Genomic DNA, 268 nt, shown 5'->3' with positions numbered 1-268 from the left:
GTTCAGACCGACGTGAGCAAAGAACACGGGCTCTTCGCGAATCTGGGAGATAAGCTTCTTAGCGGGTATGGCTCGCGAACTTGATGCATTGCGCGAGAATACACGGTGTGTCATGAACTCGGCATGAATGTAGCGCGGATACTTCAATTGGAAGGTGATCAGGTCCGTTCCGGACTTCGACGAGCGTGAGTGCTCGATCACACGTACTTCAGAAACTTTGCCGTGAAACACTTGGTTGTTTTGCATGCACTACTCTTCAGGTTTATGA

General features: G+C 50.0%; 1 protein-coding gene. It reads right to left on the bottom strand.

Annotation, left to right across the window (positions count from 1 at the left end; all coding sequences use genetic code 11):
• A partial coding sequence (locus tag AC1RPY_RS07925; protein ID WP_481763139.1) for a hypothetical protein occupies positions 1–246 on the bottom strand: 246 nt, incomplete at its 3' end.
• Between the last annotated feature and the right edge of the window lie 22 nt (positions 247–268).

This window comes from Dellaglioa sp. CoH-56-MRSF-12, from assembly GCF_056782075.1.
This window is presented reverse-complemented; position numbering and strand designations above follow the sequence as displayed.